The organism is Candidatus Accumulibacter phosphatis (assembly GCF_000024165.1).
GTDB lineage: Bacteria > Pseudomonadota > Gammaproteobacteria > Burkholderiales > Rhodocyclaceae > Accumulibacter > Accumulibacter phosphatis.
Genome location: NC_013194.1, coordinates 1,529,970 through 1,549,992, shown reverse-complemented (window position 1 = coordinate 1,549,992; position 20,023 = coordinate 1,529,970). Strand labels below are relative to the sequence as shown.

Below are 20,023 nucleotides of genomic sequence, written 5' to 3'. Positions count from 1 at the left end.
ATCAGCGCGGCGGCAGGTGTTTGAGCGGGTCTACCGGCTTGCCCTGACGTCGCACCTCGAAGTGCAGCTTGACCTGGTCGGCATCGGTGTCGCCCATTTCGGCGATCTTCTGCCCCTTGCCGACACTCTGCCCCTCCTTGACCAATACGGTCTTGTTGTGCGCGTAAGCGGTGAGGAAATTGTTGTTGTGCTTGACGATCACCAGCTTGCCGTAGCCGCGCAGACCGGCGCCGCTATAGACGACCTTGCCGCCACTCGCCGCCAGTACCGGGTCGCCGGCCTTGCCGGCAATATCGACACCCTTGTTGCCGCCCTCGCTGAACGTGCCGACCAGCTTGCCACTGGCCGGCCACATCCAGACGATCTCCTCGCTGCCCATGCCGGCGTCCACGGGTGGCGGCTCGACCGGGACGTCGGGCTTGCCTTCGCCGCGTGCCGCCGGCTTCGCTTCGGGCTTCGCCACGACTGCAGCCGTTGCCGAAGCCACCGCCGGCACCGGCTCCACCGGCTTCTGCTGAGCCACAGCCTGCGCCTGCGCGCGCGCCAGCGCCTGATCGGAGTAAGGCTCCTTGCCCGCCTTCGGCTCACGCTTGAGCAGGTCGCCGCTGCCGTCGAGCGAGCGCTGCTCGACCGCCGAGGCCGTAGCCACCGGCCGCACCACGACGGCGTCCGAACCGTTCGTCGAGCCGGGTGGCCGCACGCGCAGCGACTGACCGACGAGAATCCGGTTCGGATTCTCGAGCCCGTTCCAGGCGACCAGATCCCTGTAGTCCTGCCCATGATCGAGCGCGATCGAATACAGCGTGTCGCCCTTCTTCACGACATAGCCATCCTTGCCGACGACCGCAGCAGCCACGGGTTGCGACGCTGCCGACGGCCCGCTGCGATCGGCCACCGGCGCCGGCGACTTGCTGGCGCAGCCAGCGACGATGAGCATCACCGTCAGCGCCGGAGCCCAGCCTCGCGGCGCAAGAAACCATTGATCCTTCATTCGACTCCCGAAAGTAGCGGAACAAAACGAACGGCGTCGAGACGCGTTTCGACATACCCCTCGGTGCGGTGTTCGATCAGGGCCAGGTACTGCGTCGCCCCACCCACCGGCAGGATCATCCGACCGCCTGGCGCCAGTTGGCGCAACAGCGCCGGTGGCACCCGCGACGCCGCCGCGGCGACGATGATCGTGTCGAATGGCGCCGCCTCGGGCAGGCCGAGCTGGCCGTCGGCGTGCTTCAGACGCACCTTGAGTTGCTTGATGGCACGCAGGTTGATCCTCGCCTTGGCGAGCAGCGGCTCGATGCGCTCGATCGCGTAGACTTCGTCCGTCAACTGGGCGAGAACGGCCGCTTGGTAGCCACAGCCGGCACCGATCTCGAGCGTCCTGCCGAGCTGGCGACCGGCGCGCAGCGCTGCGATCATTCGCGCCACCACGTAGGGTTGCGAGATCGTCTGCGAAAAGCCGAGCGGCAGCGCCGTATCCTCGTAGGCGCGCGAGGCCAGCGCCTCTTCGACGAAGATGTGCCGCGGCACCGCGGCGATCGCCGCCAGCACCTCCTCGTCGACGATCCCCTGCTCGCGCAACCGCTCGATCATGCGCGTGCGCGTGCGCTGCGAGGTCATGCCGAAACCGGAAACGGCGCCGCTCATGGCGCCAGCCAGTCGCGCACCAGCGACAGTTGCGCGCTGTGCGTCAGGTCGATCTGCAGCGGCGTTACGGAAACCTGATTGTTCTGCACCGCGTAGAAGTCGGTGCCCTCGCCGGCATCCTGCGCCTCACCGGCGGCGCCCACCCAATAGACCGTCTCATTGCGCGGCGAGATCGTCCGCACCACGGGCTCCGCCTTGTGGCGCTTGCCCAGGCGGGTGACGACGAAGCCGCGCAGTCGCTCGTAGGGCACGTCCGGGACATTGACGTTGAGCAGCACCGGTTCATGCAGCGACTGTCTCTGCAACAGGATGACCAATTCGCGGGCCACTCGCGCCGCCGTTTCGAAGTGCTCGCCGGCCTTGCTGCACAGTGACACGGCCAGCGATGGAACGCCGAGCAGGAAGCCCTCGGTGGCTGCCGCGATAGTCCCCGAATAGATCGTGTCGTCGCCCATGTTGGCGCCGATATTGATCCCGGAGACGACCATGTCCGGCAGCTCGTCGAGCATGCCGGTCACCGCCAGATGTACACAATCGGTAGGCGTGCCATTGACGTAGTGGAAGCCGTTCGCCGCGCGCCTGAGCGACAGCGGGCGGTCGAGCGTCAGCGAATTGCTCGCCCCGCTGCGGTCGCGCTCGGGCGCAACCACGGTAATCTCTGCCAGATCTGACAGCGCGCGCGCCAGATGGTCGATCCCGGGCGCGAAGTAGCCATCGTCGTTACAGAGCAGGATCCGCATATACCATCCACAAACGTCAGCGCACACTGGAAAACAGAAAAGAAGACCGGCAGCGTACCGGCGCTCGTGACTGTCGGCGAGGCAGCGCGACTGCTGCCGGCACACCGGATCGGCCAGATCGTCGGACATTGCCGTTCCACGATCGGCACCACTCCCGCGCCTGGCACTCCGGGTGGCGGCTCGCCACTGGGCGGCCCGACCAGCGACACGGATGGCCATGCCACGCCGACAGTCATTATAACCACCTCGGACCGTCGCTGAGAACAGAGTTCAGTCGGCGTGCCAAAGCGCTTCGGCACCGGCCCCGGCGGACGCCGACCGCGTGCCGAACACCGGCCAGGCAAGCCTCGGCCAAGCGGCGAGACAGACGGTTTTCCTCAACTTCGCCGCTCGATTGCCGATAAGAGACTTGCACGGCCAGTCCGCAGAATATTTCTAAAGTTTTCCGGCAGCCGGTCGTAAGAAAAGTTGTCAGCGAAGAAATCGCCACACAGGATGGGCCGGCAGATGCCTCGCCAGGCAGGTCACCGAAACCCGAAGTCACTTTCACCACGGTAGGAGAAGGAAAATGCCCCAAGTCATCAACACCAATGCTGCCTCGCTGAATTCGCAACGCAGCCTCAACATGTCGCAGACTTCGCTGGCCACCTCGCTGCAGCGCCTGTCTTCCGGCTTGCGCATCAACAGCGCCAAGGACGACGCCGCCGGCATGGCCATTTCGGCCCGGATGACCTCGCAGATCAACGGCCTCAATCAGGCATCGCGCAACGCCAACGACGGCATCTCGCTGGCGCAGACAGCAGAAGGCGGCCTGCAGAGCATCACCGAGTCGCTGCAGCGGATGCGCGAACTGGCCGTGCAGGGCGCCAACGCGACCAACACCGCCACCGACCGCGCCGCGCTGCAGCAGGAAGTCGACCAGCTGGTACAGCAGATCAACACCGTCGCCGGGCAGACCGCGTTCAACGGCGTCAAGCTGCTTGACGGCACGTTCAACTCGCAGGCTTTCCAGGTAGGCGCCAACGCCGGTGAAAAGATTTCGATCAACTCGATCTCCAGCGCCAGAGCCGATTCACTTGGCGTCGGCACGACCTCCTCGTACTCGGCAACGACGGCCGGTACCGTTAGCACCGGCGTCCTCGCCGCCGGCGGTATCACCGTCAACGGTTACGGTATCGGACCGAGCATCGGTGACGGCGTCTCCGCGGCAGGCAGCAACGACAGCGCTATCTCCAAGGCGGCCGCCTTCAATGCTGTGTCCGGTTCGACCGGCGTCACGGCCAAGGCCAGCGCCACGACGCTGACCGGCGCCGCGAACACCGCCCAGGTGGCCATCGCGGGAGACGCCACTGACAACATCTACGTCAATAACGTCAAGCTCGGCAACATCGCCGCCGGCGCCAACGCCGTGACCCAGGGCGCCAACATCGCCGCCGCATTCAATGCCGTCGCCAACCAGAGTGGCGTCACCGCCACCTTCAGTACGACGACGGGCGCTGTCTCGCTGAGCGCCGCCGATGGCCGCAACATCAGCCTGATCGCCAACGGTACCGGGGCCACCTTGGCGAATACCGGCCTGACGATGGGCGCCGGCGGCAACATCGCCGCCGCCGCCGCGCCGACGACCTTCACGGCCCTGGCCGCTGGCGACCTGACGATCAATGGCTACGACGTCGGCGCCGTAGCTGCCGGCACCGACGCCTTGACGCAAGGTACCAACGTCGGCAACGCCATCAATGCGCTGACCAGCAAGACCGGAGTCACCGCTGCCGTCGACGGCACCACAGGCCTGATCACCTTGTCGACCGGCGCCGGCCAAGCCATCAGCATTAGCGGCAGTCTGACCAATCGGGCGGCCACCGTGACGGCCACCGGATTCAGCGCCGATCAGATGGGCGCTTCCGCCACGGCGTCGACCAATGCCGCGGTCACGCGCGGGAAGATCTCGCTGAGTTCTTCGGGAAGCGCCGGCATCACCCTGGGCGGTTCCGACATTGCCCTGGCAGGCCTCACCTCCGCCTACACGGCGGCGACGGCAAGCTTCGGCTCCGGTGTGGCGAGTGTTGACGTCAGTACCGCCGCCGGCGCCGCCAACGCCATCGCGACCATCGACTCGGCACTCGCCAACATCAACTCGAGTCGAGCGAACCTGGGTGCCGTGCAAAACCGCTTCAGCAGCGTCGTCAGCAATCTGGCGACGACGTCCGAGAACCTGACGGCTTCCCGCAGCCGCATCCTCGACGCCGACTTCGCTGCCGAGACCGCCAACCTGACGCGTGCGCAGATCCTGCAGCAGGCCGGCACGGCGATGCTGGCGCAGGCCAACTCGCTGCCGCAGAACGTGCTGTCACTGCTGCGCGGATAAGCATCAGCGAGCAAGCGCAAATAGCGGTAACATCGGGGGCGCGAACGCGGCTAAGCGGTCGCGCCCCGGTGGTTCTTCCTCAAGGAGTGTGAGATGAACATCCAACCCAGTGGCGCCACTCTGCCCCCTCAGGGCAATCCGGTGCTCAGCAGCGCAACACGCGATCTCAGAACACCCGTCGGCACCGCCGCCAAAACCCCCGACCCGTCGCCCCCGGCATTGTCCTCGCAGCCCGAGCGCGAGGAGGTCGAAGCGGCTGTCAAGAGCGTCGGCGAGTTCGTCCAGCCGATCAACAGCAACCTGGAATTCAGCGTAAACGACGACACCGGGCAACTGGTCGTCAAGATCATCGACCGGGCCACCAAGGAAGTCATTCGCCAGATGCCGTCGGAAGAGATGCTCGCCATCGCCAAGACGCTGGACAGCATCAAAGGCTTGTTCGTGAAGCAGACGGCCTGACGACGCGCGACCGGCGGTGTTGGCAGGTTTGAGGGTCGCAGGAGAAGATCATGGCACTGTCCACAGGCGGGATCGATGTAAATAGCATCGTCACTCAGTTGATGACGGTCGAACAGGCACCGCTGACCGCATTGGCCAAGAAGGAGGCAGGGTTTCAGGCCAAGATCTCGGCACTGGGCTCGCTGCAGGGCGCGGTTTCGGCGCTGCAGACCGCGGCCGGCAACCTCGTTCCCGCGATCGGCACGACCGCCCTGCAGAAATTCTCGGTCTTCAAGGCCGCGCTCGGCGACGCGACGATCGCCTCGGCCAGCACCGCAGCGAGCGCCGTTGCCGGCACCTACAGCCTGGAGGTGACGCGGCTCGCGAAACAACACAGCATCATGACGGCCACCGGTGCCGCAACGCCCTTTTCCGGGACCGGCAGTACCCTGCCCACGGGCGGCAAGCTCACCATCTCTCTCGACAGTGTGCCGCCCGGCGCCAGCCCTTTCAAGAGTACCGACGTGACAATCGCCGACGGCGCCACCCCAGAGGCGATCCGCGACTCGATCAACAGCGCCAGTACCGGCGTTTCCGCGGTGGTGATCAACGGCACCGCCGGCAAGCAGCTCGTCCTCACCAGCGATACGGCGGGCAGCAACCAGTTCATCAAGCTCTCGGGAATCGCCAGTCTGGCCTATGACCCGAATGCGGTGCCGGTGCCGCTCACGGATCCCTTCGTGCAGTCGCAGGCGGCGCAAGGCTCGGCCTTCAAGCTCAACGGCATTGCCATCGAGGCCACCACCAACACCGTCACGACGGCGCTCGACGGCGTCACGCTGACGCTATTGAAGGGCCCGGAAGCACCCGTGACATCGCTCAGCACGACGCTGACGATCAGCAAGGATACTTCCAGCCTGACCGCCGGGGTCAACGCCCTGGTAAAGGCCCTCAACGACTTCAACAGCACCGCCAACGGTCTCGGCAGCTACGATGCCGCCACCAGGAAGGCGGGCACGCTCAACGGTGACAACACGCTACGTTCGGCGCAGAACGCCATCCGGACAGCCTTCGGCAAGGTACCCACCGATCTCGCGGGCGCCAAGCTGCAACGCCTGTCGGACATCGGTGTCAGTCTGCAGAAGGACGGCAAAGTGACCGTCGACACGGCCAAACTCGGCAAGGCGATCAGCGAGGACCTGCCCGGCGTCGCCAAGCTGGTTGCCGCCTACGGCAGCGCCACCAAGCTGGCAGCCGACACGCTGGTCGGTACCGGCGGGCTGATTGCCGCGCGCAGTGAGGGGCTCAGCGCATCGATCCAGAATCTCGGCAAACAATCCGATGCGATATCAAGTCGCTTGACCCAGATCGAAGCCCGCTACCGCCGACAATTCAGTTCACTCGACACGCTGATCGCCGGGATGACCACAACCAGTACCTTCCTCGAACAACAGCTCGCCAACCTGCCTACTTTCAAATAGGGATCCCAAATGTTCGGTAATGCGCGCCAAGCGATATCCGCCTATCAAAAGGTCGGCGTCGATGCTGCCGTTGAGGTTGCCGACCCGCACCGTCTTATCCTGCTGCTCTTCGCGGGCGCTCAGGCGGCCATCGGCAAGGCCCGGGCGGCCATGCAGCAGCGACAGATCGCCGTCAAGGGAGAAGCCATCTCCAAGGCCATCGACATTATCGCCAACGGCCTGAAGGTGAGCCTGGATCTTGAAAAAGGCGGCGAAATCGCCGAGCGACTCGATGCGCTCTACGACTACCTGGTGTTGCGCCTCCTCCGGGCCAACGTCGATAACGATCCCGGCGCGCTGGAAGAAGTCGCCGGTTTGCTCGAGGAGATTCACAGCGCCTGGCGTCAGATCCCTCACGACGCGCTGCCGCAGCCCGGCGCATGACGTCCTCGCTGAGCGCACTGGAACACTTGCTGGCGCTCTCCGAAGAGATGCTGGGTGCCGCCGCGGCCGGTGACTGGGAAACCTTGACCGAGCGCGAGGCTGCCCGTCGCGCACTGGCACACAGCCTTCCGGCAACTCTGACCAGCGATCTCTCGCGTGCGTCGGAGGAGCGCGCCCGACTCGTCATCGAGGCTTGTCTGCGCTGCGACCTGAGCATCAGGCCATTGGTCGAGGCGCGCCTGAACGAACTGCGCGTCGTCCTGCGCGCAGAGCGACCCGCCGCCTGAAGAAATGATCCGCGCCGACGTGACCAACCGCCTGCAACCGGCAGCCGATCCTGCCTTGCGGCCGGCCCTGCCGACGCAGGAGATCACCGACAAGCTCTCCGGGTTGGTCGCCGGGCAACGACTGCTCGCTGAAATCGAGTCCCTGATGCCCAACGGCACGTACCGGGCTCTGATCAACCAGCGCGTCGTGACGCTCGCCCTGCCATTTGCCGCAAAGAGCGGAGACGCTATCGAGTTGGAAGTCGCCGAGAGCGATGGCAAGCTGACCCTGGCTGTCGTGCCACGCGGGGTAGCCGACGGCAACAAGAGCAACGACGAAGCGGCGGCCACCAGCTTGAGTCGCACCGGCCAGTTGATCAGCAATCTGCTTGCCGGCGCGCGCGACCTCAAGGGCGGCACCATGGCGCTGCCGCTCAACAGCAATCAGCCGCTTGCTGCCGGTCCGCCGACCAGCGGCAGGGACCTGCTACCGCTGCTCGAACAGGCGATCACGCAGAGCGGCATGTTCTACGAATCGCATCAGGCCGATTGGATCGAGGGCCGCTACAGCAAGGCACAACTCTTGCAGGAGCCGCAGGGCAAACTGCCCCCACAGGTGCCGGCCGGCCAACTGGGACTGGCCTCTGCCGACACACCCGAGAGCATGGCCAGTCCCGGCGCCAACAGCGCGCAGACCGCGAGTCGACCGCTCGAAGCGAAGGGCGCCGCCAGCCCGCTTGGCCAGCCCTCCCCGGCGGCTCAGTCGGCTCAGTCGGCTCAGCCTTCCGAAGCCTTGCCGACGCCTCGGACGCCCGAGCTTTCTCCCGCTGCTCACGGATCGCAGGCGCCTCAAGGTCCCCAACCGTCTCAGTCGACCCCCTCTTCTCAAGCCTCGCAAGCCTCCGAAACGCCCCAGTCCACCCAGCCCACGCAGTCGTCGTCGCCTTCCCAGCCCGCCCAGCCCATCGCCCAGCAGGCGCAAGTGCTGGTGCAGCAGCAACTTGAGGCTTTCGCGACGCAGAACTTTTCCTGGCAGGGACAGGTCTGGCCCGGCCAGGAAATCGAGTGGCAGATCGAGGATCCGGGCCGCCGGCGCGAACGCGCTGGCGACGACGGCGCCGAGCAATGGCAAACCCGCCTGCGTCTGACGCTTCCCAGTCTCGGCGAAGTCGAAGCACGCCTGCACATCCAGGGCAAGCAGATCACGCTGGCGCTGATCGCCAGCAACGCCGACACACGTGGGCTCCTGCGTGGTGCCGCCGTCGATCTGCGTGGTCAGCTCGAACAGGCCGGACTGGACCTTTCCTCCATCGGCATCGCCGCCCCGGCAGCCGCGCCGATGGATGCTGCACAGTCCGACTGACTCACCGCCACCGCCCGCCAACACGCGCACCAGCGCCGCGCTTCTGACGACGATGGCGAGGCGCACGCCTGCCACCGTGCAACCTCAACCGGAACGCTGACGGTCCGACGCAGCAAAGACGCACGCTCGCCCTCAAACGAACCGCACGCCAGCTCGGATCGGATCGCCTCGCCGCGCCGCACCCCCGCCGCTCGTGCAGAGAGGAACGTGCCCCGCCCTGGCAAGGCGCCCTGCCTTGCCCCACAGCACAGCGGCGGCCTGCCTCGGGCGGAGAAGCGCAGACCGGGAGATCAACCGGTCCGCCGAAAAATAGATGGTGAATTTCGCCGCCGCGGTACTCAAGTTTCCCTCGCACGCGCCGATAGGGTAAGAGAGATACCCCGTCGAGCCGTCTCCACACGTTCGTTGGCTATCCCGAAAAAACACCATTACGGATTGTTTCTAAACATTTTTCAGGTTTCCCTCAGGGCAAGGGAAGTCTGCGGGGACACAAAAATGGCTTCAGTCATCTCGGGCATGACCACTGCGCAAATCGCGGCGCTGACCACCACACAACTCGTTGCCCTTGGCACCAGTGACATGGTGGCGTTCTCCACCGCGCAACTCGCCGCCCTCACCACCGCCCAGATACCAGCCTTCGAAACGCGCGATCTCGCCGCCCTCACCAGCAGCCAGATTGCCGGTGGATTGACGACCGCCCAGGTCGCCGCCCTGACCACCGACCAGGTGGTCGGCCTGACCACCGCCCAGGTCGCTGCGCTGACCACCGCGCAGATCGCCGCCGGACTCACCACCGATCAGGTGGTGGCCTTGTCCACCGCCCAGGTGGCGGCGCTGACCACCGCCCAGGCGGCGGCCCTGACCACCTCGCGTCTGGCCGCCCTGGAAACCCGCGACCTCGCGGCGCTGACCACCGCCGATGTGGCGGCCCTGACCACCGCCCAGGTCGCTGCCCTGACCACCGATCAGGTGGTCGGCCTGACCACCGCCCAGGTCGTCGCCCTGACCACCAGTCAGCTCGCCGCCGGACTCACCACCAGCCAGGTCGCGGCGCTTGAGACGCGTGATGTCGCGGCGCTCAGGACCAGCCAGGTCGTCGCCCTGACGACCGCCCAGGTCGCCGCCCTGACCACCGACCAGGTGGTCGGCCTGACCACGGCCCAGGTTGCCGCGCTGACCACCGCGCAGATCGCCGCCGGACTCACCACCGATCAGGTGGTGGCCTTGTCCACCGCCCAGGTGGCGGCGCTGACCACCGCCCAGGCGGCGGCCCTGACCACCTCGCGTCTGGCCGCCCTGGAAACCCGCGACCTCGCGGCGCTGACCACCGCCGATGTGGCGGCCCTGACCACCGCCCAGGTCGCCGCCCTGACCACCGATCAGGTGGTCGGCCTGAGCACCGCCCAGGTCGTCGCCCTGACCACCAGTCAGCTCGCCGCCGGACTCACCACCAGCCAGGTCGCGGCGCTTGAGACGCGTGATGTCGCGGCGCTCAGGACCAGCCAGGTCGTCGCCCTGACGACCGCCCAGGTCGCCGCCCTGACCACCGACCAGGTGGTCGGCCTGACCACGGCCCAGGTTGCCGCGCTGACCACCGCGCAGATCGCCGCCGGACTCACCACCGATCAGGTGGTGGCCTTGTCCACCGCCCAGGTGGCGGCGCTGACCACCGCCCAGGCGGCGGCCCTGACCACCTCGCGTCTGGCCGCCCTGGAAACCCGCGACCTCGCGGCGCTGACCACCGCCGATGTGGCGGCCCTGACCACCGCCCAGGTCGCTGCCCTGACCACCGATCAGGTGGTCGGCCTGACCACCGCCCAGGTCGTCGCCCTGACCACCAGTCAGCTCGCCGCCGGACTCACCACCAGCCAGGTCGCGGCGCTTGAGACGCGTGATGTCGCGGCGCTCAGGACCAGCCAGGTCGTCGCCCTGACGACCGCCCAGGTCGCCGCCCTGACCACCGACCAGGTGGTCGGCCTGACCACGGCCCAGGTTGCCGCGCTGACCACCGCGCAGATCGCCGCCGGACTCACCACCGATCAGGTGGTGGCCTTGTCCACCGCCCAGGTGGCGGCGCTGACCACCGCCCAGGCGGCGGCCCTGACCACCTCGCGTCTGGCCGCCCTGGAAACCCGCGACCTCGCGGCGCTGACCACCGCCGATGTGGCGGCCCTGACCACCGCCCAGGTCGCTGCCCTGACCACCGATCAGGTGGTCGGCCTGACCACCGCCCAGGTCGTCGCCCTGACCACCAGTCAGCTCGCCGCCGGACTCACCACCAGCCAGGTCGCGGCGCTTGAGACGCGTGATGTCGCGGCGCTCAGGACCAGCCAGCTGACCGCCCTGACGACCGCCCAGGTCGCCGCCCTGACCACCGACCAGGTGGTCGGCCTGACCACGGCCCAGGTTGCCGCGCTGACCACCGCGCAGATCGCCGCCGGACTCACCACCGATCAGGTGGTGGCCTTGTCCACCGCCCAGGTGGCGGCGCTGACCACCGCCCAGGCGGCGGCCCTGACCACCTCGCGTCTGGCCGCCCTGGAAACCCGCGACCTCGCGGCGCTGACCACCGCCGATGTGGCGGCCCTGACCACCGCCCAGGTCGCTGCCCTGACCACCGATCAGGTGGTCGGCCTGACCACCGCCCAGGTCGTCGCCCTGACCACCAGTCAGCTCGCCGCCGGACTCACCACCAGCCAGGTCGCGGCGCTTGAAACGCGTGATGTCGCGGCGCTCAGGACCAGCCAGGTCGTCGCCCTGACGACCGCCCAGGTCGCCGCCCTGACCACCGACCAGGTGGTCGGCCTGACCACGGCCCAGGTTGCCGCGCTGACCACCGCGCAGATCGCCGCCGGACTCACCACCGATCAGGTGGTGGCCTTGTCCACCGCCCAGGTGGCGGCGCTGACCACCGCCCAGGCGGCGGCGCTGACCACCTCGCGTCTGGCCGCCCTGGAAACCCGCGACCTCGCGGCGCTGACCACCGCCGATGTGGCGGCCCTGACCACCGCCCAGGTCGCTGCCCTGACCACCGATCAGGTGGTCGGCCTGACCACCGCCCAGGTCGTCGCCCTGACCACCAGTCAGCTCGCCGCCGGACTCACCACCAGCCAGGTCGCGGCGCTTGAGACGCGTGATGTCGCGGCGCTCAGGACCAGCCAGGTCGTCGCCCTGACGACCGCCCAGGTCGCCGCCCTGACCACCGACCAGGTGGTCGGCCTGACCACGGCCCAGGTTGCCGCGCTGACCACCGCGCAGATCGCCGCCGGACTCACCACCGATCAGGTGGTGGCCTTGTCCACCGCCCAGGTGGCGGCGCTGACCACCGCCCAGGCGGCGGCGCTGACCACCTCGCGTCTGGCCGCCCTGGAAACCCGCGACCTCGCGGCGCTGACCACCGCCGATGTGGCGGCCCTGACCACCGCCCAGGTCGCTGCCCTGACCACCGATCAGGTGGTCGGCCTGAGCACCGCCCAGGTCGTCGCCCTGACCACCAGTCAGCTCGCCGCCGGACTCACCACCAGCCAGGTCGCGGCGCTTGAGACGCGTGATGTCGCGGCGCTCAGGACCAGCCAGGTCGTCGCCCTGACGACCGCCCAGGTCGCCGCCCTGACCACCGACCAGGTGGTCGGCCTGACCACGGCCCAGGTTGCCGCGCTGACCACCGCGCAGATCGCCGCCGGACTCACCACCGATCAGGTGGTGGCCTTGTCCACCGCCCAGGTGGCGGCGCTGACCACCGCCCAGGCGGCGGCCCTGACCACCTCGCGTCTGGCCGCCCTGGAAACCCGCGACCTCGCGGCGCTGACCACCGCCGATGTGGCGGCCCTGACCACCGCCCAGGTCGCTGCCCTGACCACCGATCAGGTGGTCGGCCTGACCACCGCCCAGGTCGTCGCCCTGACCACCAGTCAGCTCGCCGCCGGACTCACCACCAGCCAGGTCGCGGCGCTTGAGACGCGTGATGTCGCGGCGCTCAGGACCAGCCAGCTGACCGCCCTGACGACCGCCCAGGTCGCCGCCCTGACCACCGACCAGGTGGTCGGCCTGACCACGGCCCAGGTTGCCGCGCTGACCACCGCGCAGATCGCCGCCGGACTCACCACCGATCAGGTGGTGGCCTTGTCCACCGCCCAGGTGGCGGCGCTGACCACCGCCCAGGCGGCGGCCCTGACCACCTCGCGTCTGGCCGCCCTGGAAACCCGCGACCTCGCGGCGCTGACCACCGCCGATGTGGCGGCCCTGACCACCGCCCAGGTCGCCGCCCTGACCACCGATCAGGTGGTCGGCCTGACCACCGCCCAGGTCGTCGCCCTGACCACCAGTCAGCTCGCCGCCGGACTCACCACCAGCCAGGTCGCGGCGCTTGAGACGCGTGATGTCGCGGCGCTCAGGACCAGCCAGGTCGCAGCGCTCGCGACAGCGGGCGTGGCCGCATTGACGACCGGACAGCTCGTTACGCTAAGTACAACTCAAGTAGTTGCCCTGACCACCGGACAAGTAGTCGCGCTGACGACGGGCCAGGTAGCGGCACTCACGACAACCCAGGTCGAGTCGCTGACCACCAGCCAGATTGCGGCCTTCACCACGGATCAGATCTCGCATCTGACCCTGGGCACACCCCTGATCCTTGATCTTGACGGTGATGGCAAGCTGTCGCAGAGCATCTCCTCGGGCGTTCAGTTCGATCTGTTTGCCACGGGCAGCAAGGTTCATACCGGCTGGGTATCGAGCACTGATGGCCTGCTGGTGAGGGATCGCAATCACGATGGTAGTATCAATGACGGAGGAGAACTGTTCGGTAGCGCTACCGCTCTGACCAGCGGCGAACGAGCTGAGGATGGCTACGCCGCGCTAAGCGCCATGGATTCGAATGACGACGGCGTGATCGACGCCACAGATGCGGACTGGTCGGACCTCTCCGTATGGGTGGACCGCAACTCTGACGGCGTCAGTCAGGCGGCGGAACTCCATTCGCTGGAATCGCTCGACATTGCACGACTCGATCTGGACGCGCGGACCGTCGCGAGGAAGGACGCGGGTAACATCGTCGGCTTGGTTTCCAGTTACGAGACGACGGATGGGACCAGGCACGAGATGGCGGACGTCTGGTTTGTCGCGGACAAGAGCGCGGCGGACACGGCGACACCGCTACCTGCTGACCCGGCGGGAGCGCCTGATCTCCGAGCAAACGTCGGCAACCTGCTGCAGGCGATCTCCTCGTTCAATAGTGCCCAGGCGGCATCCGACCCGGACGGCCAGGAAGGCAGATTGCCGCAACTCTCGACCGGGAGCAGCGTCGCAGCGAACCTGCCCGGCATTCTCAGCGTGCTGCAGCAATACGATGCCAACGGCAATGCCTTCGGTGCATCGCCGCCGACCACTCAGGCTGTGACGACAACGTCGCTGACAACTGTGCCGAGTCTGGAGCAGATGAGTACAGGTATCCTGACGCCAAGCAAGTAGGCATGCCGGTCAAGGGGCGGACCCGCACGGGTTCTGCCCCCTGACTTGGCGAACGAGCCGGCTGCCCAGCGTACCGGGCAAGAGGCCTCGCAGAAGGTGCCGGCTTGCTATAATCCTGCGTCCCGTCGAGAGGGAGTCGCGGGCAGCTTTGGGGGAGCGGTGTTGAGCGAGGATCTATTGGCTTCCGTGCTGACGGCGGCATGGAACGGGGAACTGGAACTCTTGCAGCTCATCGACCACTGTAGCAAGCTGGAGCAAAGTCGGCGCGCCCCACTGGCTGCGATCCTCTACCAGACCTGGCTCAGGCGGACGCGCTCGCCGCATGCCCACCTGGCCTACTTCAACCTCGGCGCCACCCTGACCAACCTCGGCGAACTGACCAGCGCCGAAGAAGCCTACCGGCAGGCGATTGCCCTGTCCCCCGGATTCATTCAGCCCCGGCTTAACCTCGGCCTTCTCCTCGAACGTATGGGATCCCCGGAGAAGGCTGTCGAGGAGTGGCGGTGGATCGAGCGTAACGTCCCTGCCGATACGCCGGAGCAGAAGGCGCTCCTGATTCTCGCCCTGAACAACCTGGGCCGTGCGTTGGAGATCAGCAAACAGTACCGGGATGCGACGGACTACCTGAGCAGGAGTCTGGCTCTCGATTCCGACCAGCCTGACGTGCTCCATCATTGGGTTTTCCTGCGCCAGAAGCAGTGCTGCTGGCCCGTTTATCTGCCGGTCGGCGATACTCCTGTTGCACTCATGGAACAATCCACCTCGGCTCTCGCGATGATCGCCATCACGGATGATCCGGCCGTACAGCTCGCGGCAGCACGGCGCCACGTCGACAAGAAGGTCCTCAAGAACGCTCCCACACTGGCTGGCCCCGGCCCCTACGAGCACCGGAGAATCCGCATCGGCTACTGTTCCTCCGACTTCTGCCTGCATCCGGTGGCCATGCTGATGGTGGAGCTGTTTGAGCTCCATGACCGCGACCAATTCGAGGTCTATGGGTATTGCTGGAGCCCGGAAGACGGCTCGGAGATCCGTCGGCGCGTCATCGCGGCCATGGATCATTTCCGTCGCATCCAGCCCCTCGCTGACGAGGAGGCTGCCCGCCTCATCCGGCAGGATGAGATCGACATCCTCTTCGACCTGCAGGGCCAGACTTCCGGCGCCCGCATGAACATGCTGGCCTTCCGCCCAGCGCCGATCCAGATCACCTATCTGGGTCTGCCGGCTACCACCGGCCTTCCGTGCATCGACTTTGTCATTGCCGACCGATTCCTGATTCCCGAGGAGGAGAGGCCGTACTACTCGGAGAAGCCGCTCTACATGCCCGATGTCTATCAGGTCAGCGACCGCCGGCGCGCACCGGGGCCGACACCCACCCGAGAAAGCTGCGGCCTGCCACAGGATGCCTTTGTGTTCTGCTCATTCAACAACAACTACAAGTACACCCCCGAAATGTTCACCACCTGGATGAACATCCTTCGCCGCGTGGCGGGCAGTGTGCTGTGGTTGCTGGCCGATAATGCGTGGGCAGAAGCCAATCTGCGGCAGGAGGCGATCACTCGCGGAATCGATCCCGCCCGCCTGATCTTCGCCTCGCGTGTAGCTCCAGAGAACTATCTGGCCCGCTACCGCGTCGCCGACCTCTTTCTCGACTCGTTTCCCTTCAATGCCGGTACCACCGCCAACGATGCACTCTGGATGGGTCTGCCCGTCCTGACCCGCAGCGGCCGCACCTTTGCTTCGCGAATGGCAGGCGCGCTACTCACCGCCTGCCGTCTGAGCGAACTGGTAACCTACACACTCCAGGACTACGAAGAAAAGGCTGTAAGCTTGGGCAGTGATCGCACCGACTGCCTCCGGCTGAGGGAACATCTGGCCTCCGAGCGGGAGCACGGTGTATTGTTCGATACCAGCATGTTCGTGCGCAACCTGGAGAGCAGGCTGCTGCGCTTGGCAGGGCATCAAGGCGGCACGGACGCACGCGTCTAGTCCGTGACCCAAAAATCACTCGGAACGGTTTACTATGGATAGTGGCATTTCAGGGATAATCTCGTGCTATAACTCCGAGGCATTCATCGCTAACACCCTCGATTCCATCTTCAATCAAACCACGGCGCTGAGCTCGTTGATTATCGTCGATGACTGCAGCAGCGACGCCACGATTGATGCCGTGCACAGATACGTGACTGCACGAGGTCTCGATGCGGGTACCGTTAGCGTGCTCCCCAACCGTATCAACCTGGGCATTTCCATGTCTTACAACCTGGGGATAATGGCCTGCCGGACCAAGTATGCCATGCTCTTCAGCCATGACGACATCAGTCATCCGGATCGAGTAAAATCCACACTGAACGCATTTGCGGAGGGCGCGGCCATCGTCTGCTCGTACATGGACGTTCCGGCCAGCGGTCAGAAGATAACGCTCCCGGAAATGCCGTCGCTGGTCGCTCTCGGCCTGGCACTGGGCAACGTGGTACCAGCACCAACCGTCTCCCTGGACGTGGATATCGCACGACAGAACAAACTGTACTTCAATCCGCAGAACGATTATGCGGAGGATTACGACCTGTGGTGCCAATACATTTTGCGTGGGTACAGCTTCCACGTTGTACCAGAGTTCCTTGTTGCGTATACGCTACATGACCAGCAAGCGTCAGTGACCAGGCAGGCGCACCAGAAACTGGTCGCCGAAAGGGTCCGTTTGCAGTATTTACGATCCTTGTTCCCATTCCTGCAGCCAGAGCAAAGCGAAGTCCTGGTCAGGATATTGCTGTACGAGAAGCACATGCTTGGCCACATCAGCCAAAGCTTCAACGAGGCCATTTTGAACGGGATGGAAAAACAGAGCGTAGCTCCCGGCGTTCAGTCTGTCTATGGATACGTGCGACAGATGTTGACAAGTCCAGTCAGCGCCCCGGTCACCGTACAATGACACTGCGCGGGTTGGCTTGACCCCGTTGGCAGCGTAGCAACCTGACTGTTCATGGCACCAACGATTTCTGGGCAGCACCTCACGTCGGGAGTTTCAATGTCATTACAAGACTGCAGAATCATTGAGTTACCGAAGATCCACGATCCCCGGGGCAACCTCACCTTCATCGAGGGAGGCCACCATGTCCCCTTCGACATTCGCCGCGTCTACTACCTCTACGATGTGCCCGGAGGAGCGGACCGAGGCGCCCATGCCCACAAGAACCTGCACCAGTTCATCGTCGCCATGTCCGGCAGTTTCGATGTCATGTTGGACGATGGACGGGACAAGTATCGCTTCCACCTCAACCGCTCCTACTTCGGACTCTACGTTTGCCCCATGATGTGGCGCTACCTGGACAATTTCTCGTCCGGAGCCGTCTGCCTGGTACTCGCCTCATCGATGTACGACCAGCTCGACTACATAAGAGACTACGACAAGTTCCTTGAGGCCGCCCTGAAACCCGCAACATGATTCCGTTTCTCGACCTCAAGGGCCTCAACCTGTCCCTGGCGCCGGAACTCCAGGCTGCCTCGGCCCGCGTTCTGGAGTCCGGCTGGTTTGTTCTTGGGCAGGAAGTGGAGGACTTCGAGGCCGAGTTCGCCGACTATTGCCAGGCCGACCACGCGATCGCCGTGGCCAACGGCCTGGATGCCCTGCACCTGATTCTTCGCGCCTACGACATCGGACCCGGGGACGAGGTGATCGTCCCGACCAACACCTACATTGCCACCTGGCTTGCCGTGTCGTATGCCGGTGCGCGACCAGTCCCCGTGGAACCTCTGCTGTCCACTTACAATATGGACCCCGCTGCCATTGAGGCAGCCATCACACCGCGCACGCGCGCCATCATGCCGGTGCATCTCTATGGGCAGACGGCCCGGATGGCGCCGATCATGGCCCTCGCCGAACGTCATGGCCTCAAAGTCATCGAGGACGCGGCACAATCCCATGGCGCAAGCCAGCATGGGCGTCGAGCCGGCAGCCTGGGACACGCCGCCGGCTTCAGTTTCTACCCGGGCAAGAACCTGGGGGCTCTCGGAGACGGTGGCGCAATCACCACCTCGGATCCGGTCCTCGCGCACCGACTGCGCCGCTTGCGCAATTACGGGAGCCGCACCAAATACCAGAACGACGAGAAGGGCTTCAACTCCCGTCTCGATGAACTGCAGGCAGCGTTTCTGCGCGTCAAACTCCGGCGACTGGATGACTGGAATCAGCGGCGTCGACAGATTGCCGAACGCTATCTGGCAACGCTCGACGGGTTGGGACTGATCCTGCCCCATGTGGAGCCCGGCAACGTGACTTGCTGGCACCTTTTCGTGGTGCGCTGCGTGCGCAGAGACGAACTCCACACCGCCTTGCTGGAAGCCGGCGTCCAGACGGCAATTCATTACCCGATCCCACCCCACTTGCAGCCGGCCTATGCCGATCTCGGCCACACCGAGGGAAGCTTCCCACTGTCCGAGTGCCTGCACCGCGAGGTATTGAGCCTGCCCATGGGGCCGACCCTGAGCGACGACGAAGTGGCAGAGGTGATTGCGGCGATAACCAGAGTCGCCACGCTGCTCGATTTGCCCGCGACGACCGCGTCATCGGCAGTCTAGATGAGTGCTGTGCTCGCTCGCCCTGCTGTGGAGGAAACGCATTGCGAATGCGCCCGACCCGGCACGGTAAGGGCACCGTGACCAGCAGCAATCGTGGCTTGCACCGGGACGCCGGCCGCAAGGACACGCTTGCCGGGCCCAGGAGCAGCTTCCGACTGCCGTGACCCGCGCTCTGGCCCTTCCGGATGCCCAAGCAGGAAGACAACCCATGAAATTGATACAGTTGAGCGATAGCGAGGCCTACTCGATCGGCAGTGCAACGCTGGTCAGTGGATCGGCCCTGATCTATGACAAGAATTTTGACCATTGCTACAACCTGAGTCCGTTCGACGCGACTGTCGAGTATCTGCAGGAAGAGATCGCGCGACGAATCGAGCGCATTCCGGGTGACAGCAGGCAATGCGACAAATTCAAATTCACACGCCAGCCGACCCGGATAGCAGACATCGACGGCACCATCGTACCTTTCAACCTGATACATCCCTACAATTACTTTCATTTTCTGATCGAGTCGCTACCATCACTGCTTTACCTCATCCACTCGAACTTCCTGCAACCAGACCATGTCATTGTTTCCGGACTGCTTCACCCGAACATGCAGCATGCCCTGAAGCTGGTGACCGAAAACAGATTTCAGTTGTTTGAAGTCGGCTTGCTGAATTCGGTCGCCGCCAAACAGGCAATCGCCGCCAAGGAGTCATTCTCCTGCTATGAACTGATCGATGGCTCGTCACCGACCAAGGTTTATTACAACGGCGCCAATCTGCTGGCACTTCGGGAATGCTTCCGGCAACGCCTGAAATTTCACGACAACGCGGCGCAGTTGAAATTGTTCATCCTCAGGCAATCCAGCCACAGAAACATCGTGAATCTGAAGGAACTGGTTGCAGCCGCCGAGAGCCGCGGGTTCCTGGTCACCAGCCCGGAGACGCTCTCATTCCGGAAACAGGTGGAGCTTTTTTCTTCGGCCTCAACGATAATCGGACCCACGGGCGCGTGGCTTGCCAACCTGCTTTTCGTGGGCAGCGAAGCCCGGGTCGCGATACTCTACCCCGAAACGTGCAGAACCTCAGTTTCGCTGTGGAAGAGGCTGGTGTTACGTCCGCCCCTGTGAAAGGCCTGTAGTGGGTTGGCTATCCCGCTAACGGCGAGGAAGAAAGCAGGAACGGAGCCGGAAGGAGAGTGGGACGGGGAAGGTCAAGGAAGGGCTGGGACAGCTCTGCTATCGTGGGAAGCTTGACGACCACCCGGAGAGAAAG

Annotated in this window: 15 protein-coding genes; 12 read left to right on the top strand and 3 right to left on the bottom strand. The window is 65.1% G+C overall.

The genetic code is table 11. From position 1 onward, the window contains the following. Position 1: 1 nt before the first annotated feature. From CAP2UW1_RS06800 to surE, 3 genes are read right to left on the bottom strand one after another with little or no spacing between them, the layout of a single operon-like run. Positions 2-991, bottom strand: coding sequence for a peptidoglycan DD-metalloendopeptidase family protein (locus CAP2UW1_RS06800; RefSeq protein WP_015765918.1), 990 nt, complete (start codon positions 989-991; stop codon positions 2-4). Further along, positions 988-1,644 (bottom strand): protein-L-isoaspartate(D-aspartate) O-methyltransferase, encoded by a 657-nt coding sequence (locus CAP2UW1_RS06795; protein WP_015765917.1) that lies wholly within the window; start codon positions 1,642-1,644, stop codon positions 988-990. The genes CAP2UW1_RS06800 and CAP2UW1_RS06795 overlap by 4 nt, the downstream gene beginning before the upstream one ends. Next, positions 1,641-2,384 (bottom strand): 5'/3'-nucleotidase SurE, encoded by a 744-nt coding sequence (gene surE / locus CAP2UW1_RS06790; RefSeq protein ID WP_015765916.1) that lies wholly within the window; start codon positions 2,382-2,384, stop codon positions 1,641-1,643. The genes CAP2UW1_RS06795 and surE overlap by 4 nt, the downstream gene beginning before the upstream one ends. Before the next feature lie 568 nt (positions 2,385-2,952). Between surE and CAP2UW1_RS06785 the strand changes: the two genes are divergently transcribed. The 12 genes from CAP2UW1_RS06785 to CAP2UW1_RS06730 all read left to right on the top strand — a co-directional run bounded on the left by CAP2UW1_RS06785 (position 2,953) and on the right by CAP2UW1_RS06730 (position 19,878). Then, the gene (locus tag CAP2UW1_RS06785) at positions 2,953-4,749 is read left to right on the top strand and encodes a flagellin N-terminal helical domain-containing protein (protein WP_015765915.1); all 1,797 of its coding nucleotides are present in this window, start codon (positions 2,953-2,955) and stop codon (positions 4,747-4,749) included. Positions 4,750-4,842: 93 nt separating this feature from the next. After that, the gene (locus CAP2UW1_RS06780) at positions 4,843-5,208 is read left to right on the top strand and encodes a flagellar protein FlaG (RefSeq protein WP_015765914.1); all 366 of its coding nucleotides are present in this window, start codon (positions 4,843-4,845) and stop codon (positions 5,206-5,208) included. Between the two features lie 50 nt (positions 5,209-5,258). Then, the gene (fliD, locus tag CAP2UW1_RS06775) at positions 5,259-6,668 is read left to right on the top strand and encodes a flagellar filament capping protein FliD (protein WP_015765913.1); all 1,410 of its coding nucleotides are present in this window, start codon (positions 5,259-5,261) and stop codon (positions 6,666-6,668) included. 9 nt (positions 6,669-6,677) lie between these two features. Next, positions 6,678-7,091, top strand: coding sequence for a flagellar export chaperone FliS (gene fliS / locus CAP2UW1_RS06770; protein ID WP_015765912.1), 414 nt, complete (start codon positions 6,678-6,680; stop codon positions 7,089-7,091). Continuing rightward, complete coding sequence (fliT, locus tag CAP2UW1_RS06765) at positions 7,088-7,378, top strand: flagellar protein FliT (RefSeq protein ID WP_015765911.1); 291 nt, start codon at positions 7,088-7,090, stop codon at positions 7,376-7,378. The genes fliS and fliT overlap by 4 nt, the downstream gene beginning before the upstream one ends. 4 nt (positions 7,379-7,382) lie before the next feature. Further along, on the top strand, positions 7,383-8,720 hold the full coding sequence (locus CAP2UW1_RS06760) for a flagellar hook-length control protein FliK (RefSeq protein ID WP_015765910.1): 1,338 nt from the start codon (positions 7,383-7,385) through the stop codon (positions 8,718-8,720). A gap of 495 nt (positions 8,721-9,215) precedes the next feature. After that, positions 9,216-14,186 (top strand): beta strand repeat-containing protein, encoded by a 4,971-nt coding sequence (locus CAP2UW1_RS06755; RefSeq protein ID WP_015765909.1) that lies wholly within the window; start codon positions 9,216-9,218, stop codon positions 14,184-14,186. A gap of 159 nt (positions 14,187-14,345) precedes the next feature. Further along, positions 14,346-16,175, top strand: coding sequence for an O-linked N-acetylglucosamine transferase, SPINDLY family protein (locus tag CAP2UW1_RS06750; RefSeq protein ID WP_199931590.1), 1,830 nt, complete (start codon positions 14,346-14,348; stop codon positions 16,173-16,175). A 34-nt stretch (positions 16,176-16,209) separates the two neighbouring features. Further along, positions 16,210-17,118, top strand: coding sequence for a glycosyltransferase family 2 protein (locus CAP2UW1_RS06745; RefSeq protein ID WP_015765907.1), 909 nt, complete (start codon positions 16,210-16,212; stop codon positions 17,116-17,118). Positions 17,119-17,214: 96 nt separating this feature from the next. Beyond that, positions 17,215-17,631: a sugar 3,4-ketoisomerase gene (locus CAP2UW1_RS06740; protein WP_015765906.1), complete on the top strand. Its 417-nt coding sequence runs from the start codon at positions 17,215-17,217 to the stop codon at positions 17,629-17,631. Next, a complete protein-coding gene (locus CAP2UW1_RS06735; RefSeq protein ID WP_015765905.1) occupies positions 17,628-18,764 on the top strand; it encodes a DegT/DnrJ/EryC1/StrS family aminotransferase in 1,137 nt (378 codons plus the stop codon). Before CAP2UW1_RS06740 ends, CAP2UW1_RS06735 begins: the two co-directional genes overlap by 4 nt. A 208-nt stretch (positions 18,765-18,972) precedes the next feature. Further along, a complete protein-coding gene (locus tag CAP2UW1_RS06730; protein WP_015765903.1) occupies positions 18,973-19,878 on the top strand; it encodes a glycosyltransferase family 61 protein in 906 nt (301 codons plus the stop codon). The last annotated feature ends 145 nt before the right edge of the window (positions 19,879-20,023 follow it).